Source organism: Verrucomicrobiota bacterium (genome assembly GCA_027622555.1).
In the GTDB taxonomy this organism is placed as follows: domain Bacteria; phylum Verrucomicrobiota; class Verrucomicrobiia; order Opitutales; family UBA2995; genus UBA2995.
In genome coordinates this window covers 24372-32143 of the sequence record JAQBYJ010000067.1, presented here as the reverse complement: position 1 = coordinate 32143, position 7772 = coordinate 24372, and the positions used below count along the sequence as shown (strand labels likewise).

At 46.6% G+C, this 7772-nt stretch carries 5 protein-coding genes; all 5 read right to left on the bottom strand.

All coding sequences use genetic code 11. The features are described 5' to 3' along the window. Positions 1–638 precede the first annotated feature (638 nt). The 5 genes from O3C43_16480 to O3C43_16460 all read right to left on the bottom strand — a co-directional run bounded on the left by O3C43_16480 (position 639) and on the right by O3C43_16460 (position 7635). Positions 639–1391 (bottom strand): hypothetical protein, encoded by a 753-nt coding sequence (locus O3C43_16480; protein ID MDA1068087.1) that lies wholly within the window; start codon positions 1389–1391, stop codon positions 639–641. A 79-nt stretch (positions 1392–1470) separates the two neighbouring features. Further along, complete coding sequence (locus O3C43_16475; GenBank protein ID MDA1068086.1) at positions 1471–2880, bottom strand: ROK family protein; 1410 nt, start codon at positions 2878–2880, stop codon at positions 1471–1473. A gap of 121 nt (positions 2881–3001) precedes the next feature. Next, the gene (locus O3C43_16470; GenBank protein MDA1068085.1) at positions 3002–4564 is read right to left on the bottom strand and encodes a sulfatase; all 1563 of its coding nucleotides are present in this window, start codon (positions 4562–4564) and stop codon (positions 3002–3004) included. Between the two features lie 144 nt (positions 4565–4708). Beyond that, complete coding sequence (locus O3C43_16465) at positions 4709–6205, bottom strand: Nramp family divalent metal transporter (GenBank protein ID MDA1068084.1); 1497 nt, start codon at positions 6203–6205, stop codon at positions 4709–4711. Beyond that, positions 6202–7635 (bottom strand): sulfatase, encoded by a 1434-nt coding sequence (locus O3C43_16460; protein MDA1068083.1) that lies wholly within the window; start codon positions 7633–7635, stop codon positions 6202–6204. The genes O3C43_16465 and O3C43_16460 overlap by 4 nt, the downstream gene beginning before the upstream one ends. Positions 7636–7772 lie beyond the last annotated feature (137 nt).

Genomic DNA, 7772 nt, shown 5'->3' with positions numbered 1-7772 from the left:
CTCCTCGGACTTGTTCAACAAAGGACATAGATCATGCTACGATGATCTACGATCCTTTAACTGTTGGAGAAGGATTTCATTTTTGGACATAGATCATGCTACGATGATCTACGATCCTTTAACTGTTGGAGAAGGATTTCATTTTTAGACCACTTTATAGTCGTAGGCGACATAACGTGTAAGTGTCTAATGCGAGGCAATGACGTTAGCAGTTTTGGGGAGACTCATCGCATTTAGACGACTGTCTGGTTGTGGTTTTTTGTTCATTGGGGTTATCATTGGAACCGCGAAGTTCGAAGGTCAGATTAAAAACCTTTGGATGCGTTGGTCGAGTTCTTTTAGCACTGTTGTAGGTTCTTTCTTTTCTTTTTTTAACCCACTGATTTCACTGATAAGCATTGATTTTTCTGTTCGAACTTTCCAGATCGTAGCTGTGTAAATCTGCGTAATCTGCGGTTAAACTTCTTTCTCCATAACAGCCAGGAGTTGATTTATTAGCGACTTACCTGGGAACGCCACCGCGTCTCGCCGTATTTGAAGAAGGCGGAAGCCCCAGTTTGGCTCTTTCCCTACGAGTCTCGATTAAATTGCTCCTGCAAATACACAGCTAAAATCTGAGTTAACATTAAACAACCACACTATTTCATCAACACCCTTACAAAGAACTCTTCACGGGAACGGCGAGATTCTTCCAAATGCGCCACATATGCTCCATGACCTGTGCCATCGTCGTAACGTTTGTAAGTCAGTTCTTTGGTGCCAGCCTCTCTCAGGGCTTGGACAAACTCATCCAAGTGGTCGACGGGAGCCTTAATCGTGTCTGCTGTTCCATGAATGAAGGAAAGTGGAGGCACCTCGGCACTGACATAACTCATGGCATGCATTTTGGTGACATCCTTTCCCGCACCCTTTCCCCTACCGAAACGAGGCTTGGTAGGTGTCGAGCTGCAATGGGCTGACTGCACCATACTGGAATACTCCTGGTAAGGTCCGTCTCCTTCCATGCCAGCTGATGGCGGACAGATAGCTAATAACAGGGCAAGATGAGCGTTAAGAGAAACAGAAACAAATCCTTTAGTCGCGTACCCAAGAATGGATTCGATGCCTTGTCCGCGTTTGTCTCCTTGGGTCCATCCTCCGCCATGAATATAGACAATAACCGGGAAAGCGTTCTTTCCGCGGTCTGTTGGCATTGCCAAATCGAGCTTCCAGGCTTCATTTCCTTCCCGATAGGCAAGGTCAGGAAATACGGTCACGCCTTCAGGAGCCAGCTTGAGAAACTCAGAATCAGACATGTTATTACTATTGGGCCTGTTCGTGGTTTCCGAAGTTTCCTGAGCATTCGTTGAAACAGAAACCAACCATGCGATTAAGAAAAGAATGAGTTTCACAGTAGGTAGACGATCCTTACAAATTTCCACAAAGACCATCTTTTCTTTGGCCGCTTTGAAAATTTTGCTACCAAACAAATTATTTTTCAATAACGGGCAAACTTGCAGCTGCTACGGCTTGACCGTGTCGTTTGTCGTGTTCATCGGGCGTATGCAACTTGATTCTTTCTGCAAGTTCGGGGAATTCATCGGCTAAGACTTGCTGACCTTTTTTAATAATCACCTCACCGCCTTCACCAGATGTGACTCGCCCCAGGATGAGTAAATTGTGGTAGTCATACATGTCGGCATAGTGGGCGATAGAATAACCAAAATAGGTTCCGATTGTGTCATAGACAAAAGCGGCGTTTTCATCGCCATCTTTCATGTGCTCCTGTAGCATTTCTAGCCGCTCAGGGAATGGCATGCCATCATCAACCACAAAGCCTGCGTGAGGAAGTAAACGAGCGACTGCTTGTTGAGAAAAGTATTGTGCCCCTACCCCAATATCACCTGACCATTCGTCGCAATGCGCATTCTTGCTGTAGTCGATCGGCGCAAACGCCAATTCGTTTAACCAGGGTTTAATATGACCACCTGGATCCACATAACCTCCTGCCTGACTCGTCCCCATGGAGATTCCCAGAACACCGTTGTCGTTTAGAGACATCGCGCCAGCCAAGGCGGTAACTTCACCATCGTTAACTACCTCAAAAGGTATGTTTCCCCATCGTTCCTTTAGGTCAAAGAATAGTCGACGCACATGAGCCTCAAAATTGACTGGAGAGACACCTCTGAATATCGAACCTACACGAACTTCGTTGTTAACATAAACACCGGCCGCACTTCCTCCGATTGCATCTACACGAGGAAGTTTAGCCGCTGCGCGTTTCAATGAATCCTGAATTCCAGCAATGTGAAAAGCCGGGTCCTTTTCAAAGTAAGGGTCCCATTTAACTTCTTCGGAAAACACCAATTTCCCATCTATAAGCGCTGCGCATTTACGATCACTACCTCCGAGATCAAATCCGATACGACACCCATCCAGATTTCTACCCAAGGTAACATCATTCTCTTTTTCTTCGGGCAGTTCGTCTTCTGTGGTGTGGATGAGTTCAAACGGAACTCCGTAAACTTTTTCCCCCATAAATTGATGGTCAAATCCCCGTTGTCCTCCAGGACAATAGATTCGTTTTAGTTCTTCGGACAGCGCACGATCTCCAGCAACATAAACATTATATCCGCCTTTCTGCCAGAGAAGAAATTTTAGAATGCGTTCGATGTATTTCAGGTTTAACGCCTTCAAATCCCTGGAGTGAGGAAGAATCTTTGTCCTAAACACCGATACCGTTCCATCCGTTCGTTTTAGAGCCAGAGTGAACCTTTCAGATTCACCGAGTTGTTTGATCTGATGGTCATAGGCCCTATTCCATTTGGCGGCTGGAACAAAGCCAGTATCCAGAATTGGAATATGTTTTAGTAAGATAGGTAAATCTGTAACGCCGCTCATTTATTGGGCAACTCTACCATAAATTTACAAATAGACCATTAGCACTTATCGCCAGTAATTTAGCTATTTCGACTGCAGTGACCTTATGGTAACTTTCAAATGCTTTGAATATCTTTGATGTTTAGTTCGCTATTTCTTCCGTATAGTAGCGCATGCCTGAAGAGAAGCCTTTGGGAAAGAGATCCTTTTTATCAGACCAGGGAACCGAGGGGTCTAAAATGGTACCAAACTGTTGGTAGTTATTGTACGGGACCGCTTGGTCTTTCCATCGAGTCAATTGGTTCCGATACTCAGTACGCATTGCTTTCAATGTTTTTGCCTGAGCCTTATCGCTAATCACATTTTTCAATTCGTAGGGATCGTTCTTGAGATCAAATAATTCCTCACCTGGTTCAAATTCATCACCGTATGGCCAGTAAATGTATTTATGGGTTTCGGTCACAATGGTCATGCAGGTTGTTCCCTGAGTTCCCCACACATTGAAAACAGGTAACGCCTCTCGAACCGATGAAACCTTATTTTGAATGATCGGAAGCAAACTCTTGCCGTCTATGTTCCTGGGAGCAACAACTCCTGCCAGATCCAAAATGGTTGCGGCCATATCCACGTTGCCCGTAACAGCTGAGACCCGGCGACCCTTGCCTGCGGATTTGGATCGTGGATCGTAAATGATAAGCGGAACCCGGGCACCTTCTTCGTAGGGTAATACCTTGCTTCCCATACCATGCGACCCGTTGAAGAACCCATTGTCCGAAGTAAAGATGATAACGGTGTTGTCGGAAATACCCTGACGTTCCAGTTCTTCCACGATCATACCGATGGCATAATCCACACCGTAGATTTGCTGGTTATAGAGCCTTAGTTCTTTTTGGTAACCTGCATCCGTGTCGTAATTCCATACAGTAAATCGGCCGAACTGCCTTCCCATCCGACTCTGGTGGGCCAGATGTTCACCGGCCTCTCTGCCGTAATTGGGGAGCTTTCTAAATACGGTTTTTCGATACACATCATCAAAGAATGGATCGGGTTGAGCTGGCTTATGAGGAGCTTTAAAGAAAATGCTTAGGCTAAAGGGTTGGCCGTCCTTTACAGAATCCTTGATGAACTCCTGTCCCGCTGCTCCATAAGCTCTTGAACTGTGCGGATACTTCTCGGCAAAACGTGCGAGATATTCGTTCTTCGCAGTGTCGTAGGATGTTTGTCCCAGGCCACCCACCCAAAAGTCAAAATCCTCATCGGGAATATTTTCCCATTTGTTTTCGTTTCCTCCTTTAGTTGGATCAGAAACAACAGGAAAACCGAATTTCCCTCCAAACCCAGTTCGATAACCGGCTTGCTTCAGCAGCTTGGGAAATGACTGATTCCAAATGGCATTAGACATGGGACCATGCATGAAGTTCGTGCCAGACTTGTACTCATACAAACCAGTCATCACGTTGGCCCGACTGGCCATGCAAATGGCTGTTGTATCATAGTGACGATCAAAGATTACGCCCTGACTGCCAAGCTTGTCGATGTTGTGAGTTTTGACATCGGGATTCCCATAGGAACCCAAAGTGTCGTAGGCCTGATCATCCGTGAAAAAGAAGATGATGTTGGGCTTTTCGTTTTCAGCCTGAGAAGTGCAGGCGGACAAAAGCAGCAAAGAGATCGGGATTACGATTTTGAATAGGTATCTTGTCATGGGATTGGACATAGTTCGAGGATCGGGAAATAAAGCCCCTCCTACAGTTTTATTTATGCTGTAGGAGCGGGTTTATCCCGCGATTGCTCTTAGAGTATTTCGATGGTAGATAGAAAGTAACAGCAGAAGTAAGCATCGTTTTACTCAGCCCAATTCACGAATCTCAGGGAACAACAAAGTCAACAACAACCAACCGCCTGCAACGCACAAGCCAAAAGCTGATACGAATATCATTATATCTCCAAACTTACGGATTCGGAAAGATCTACTCCCAACATCAAAACGAAAACGAATGGCGGCATAACCAAGCAGCGGTAGCATGAGCGTCTGCATCATGCCCGCAAAAATGATCCAGGCCTTGGGCTTGGGGATGAAGTAAAAGAGCACAAAAGACACCAAAGGCAGTGCCACGCAGAAAAACTTATGCAAAGAATAGCGATTCTTGCCACTCTTGCTGCCTCCTCGGATTTGAAACACCGCGTCAGACCACACATAAGCGCTACTGGCGTTATTAACGAAAAAAGTGGAGTAAAGGACCATAACCGCTCCAATCAAAAATAGACCCACCGCCCATTCTCCAAATACGGGCTCATACATAGCCGAAAGAGTACGGATCATATCCATGCCTTCTGGATGTAACCCAGCTCTTCCCAAAACAGCTGCACCAAGGAGATAGAAAGCGACTGTGGAAATGGTGTATATGACCATCGAGCACCAGGCATCCCATTTCATGACACGTATCCACCCATGAGCTCTAATTTCCCAAGATGAACCGTCTTCCCTCGGCCCAACAAACTTGGCATACCCTTTTTCGAGGCACCAATAAGGATAGAAAATCAATTCACCGGCAGCCATGCCGATAATACCAAACGCAGCCAAAGCCGTGGCCAGTGGATAGATTCCTTCCACTTTAGGCGGTATTTGAAATTTCAATCCTTGGGTAAATTCGGACCAGGAGATCGCCCAACTTCCAGCACCTTGTAACATAAGCACGTTGACCACGGACATAATGGTGAATCCCACTACAAAAATCGTTACGGCTTTTTCAATAAACCGATATTTGCCAAGGTATAAAATGACAGCTGTTCCAATTGAAATAATAAACGCCCAGATATAAGTATCAGGTCCACTATCAGGCATATCACCTGGATCAATTGCGGTACCCGATACTTTGATACCTTCAACTTCGGCGAGTTGCGCTTTGACCGAGGCATCAGACGCCTCGTTATAAGCTTTCCCTTTTTCGGTGATTGGAACCGACAAAGTGAGAGCCTGCCCTACTCCTCCGACAACTCCGCCCATTTGACCGATGGAGCCAAGGAATACCAACATGGCAAACCAGGCTATCCAATGAAGCCCGAAAGGCTTCCAGCCTTTAAGCTGACCTAGACTACTCAAGGTAGTTTTACCTGTAAGAATGGTAAATTTCCCAATTTCCAGTTGGACGAATACTTTTATAAAGCAGCCGATCAAAATAACCCAGAGCAGGTAGAATCCCGCTTCGGCTCCCGCGACTGTTGTAGCGATCAATTCACCAGATCCAACGACAGACCCTGCTATGATAAGGCCCGGTCCAAGCTCTTTTAATATACCACCCAATTTTTTTGGTGCTTCGCGAATAACAGTCTCAGATTGGCTCATCGTATAGTTATAGGCTGGAAGTGCTTTCCTTCTAGAGAGGCACGCCAGTCGTCCTCATTATCAATTAAAGCTCCAGGATCTCCTTCAGATTGCATCCACGTATCCAGCTCCGCAGACAGGACATCCTTCACTGAATAATAGTCGGGATCATCAGCAAGATTATTCATAGAGTAAAGGTCGTCGGATACTTTATAAAATTCCTCAACCGGACGTCTCAAATATCGATGGACCAAGTCGACACTCTGTCGGTTCATTTCGCGATCCGGATTGTTCCATGGCCCGGATTCCGCCAACCAGCTAGGCCAGAAGTCATGAAAGCGATGCCGCCCCATGATGTGTTTTTCTATAAACAGGAGATCCGGCCTGAGATTCCGAATGTATAAATAAGTCCCGTTGGTAACTGCACGAATGGGGTATGGAGGTCCTTCGGGTATATTGTTGTGCATACAGTAGGCAAAGGCGCGGTGTTCATTCTCTTCACCCCTGATGACCGGAAGAAAACTGGACCCGTCAAATTCAAGCGACTGCCAGTCGCCCCCAGCAGCCTCGACGAGAGTCGGTACCACATCCGCATACTGAATCAAGGCGTCCGTTCGCGTCCCCTTTGCTGCAACCTCCGGCCAACGAACTACCATGGCCGTATGGACACCGGAATTCCAGTTGGTCCATTTCCCACCGGGAAACATTGAACCCTGCTCACTGGTAAACAGCACCAGTGTATTCGCCGCCTGGCCTGACGCCTGGAGAGCTTGCAGACTCAGTCCCACCCCCCGGTCTAGTTCCTCAATTTCTGACAGGTACAGTGAAAAGGCAGTACGCGTTTCCTCTGTATTCGCAATATTCGGTGGCAACTGAATTTTATTCGAAGCCAAGTGCTCAGGTGCCTCCACAGTCCACGGCGCATGCGGCGAAGAAAAACCCAACACCAGGCAAAAAGGTTGTGACGGATCCTGCTTCATGTAGGCAGTTAAGGCATCGGTGTCGATGCCCTCGGATTCTCTCGAATTGCCTCCTTGCAAGCCCCTGACCTTTTCGAATGGAAATACTTCGTCAGGCCCGACATGCACCTTACCGCTAATACCAACCCGGTAGCCAAGATCACCTAGATGGTGAACCATGCTCTTCAGTCCATTTCGCGCAGCGGAGTGATTCCATGCGGATCCGTTGCTAACAGGATACAAACCGGTATATAACTCTGTGCGACAAGGATTGCACATCGCCATGGAGAGGAATGCCCGATTAAAAATGATCCCCTCTGAAGCGAGTTTATCAATATGCGGAGTCCTTGCAGTTTCCCCTCCAAATATAGGCAAGTCCAAGTAAGTGCAGTCATCCCCGATCATTATAAGGATGTTGGGTTGACTAGTGGCGCTAGCCTTAAACGCTAGCAACTGAAGAACAATATAAACAAGGGAAAGTTTGCGGAGCATAAAACAAGGGAAAAGTGGTGAATTTAAACTTCAAAAATGTAGGAGCTGCTTCAGCTGCGATCTTAATTATTAGATGCCAAGCTGGGGCTTGGCGTTCCCAGGGAATCGCAGCTGAAGCAGCTCCTACAAATTAAACC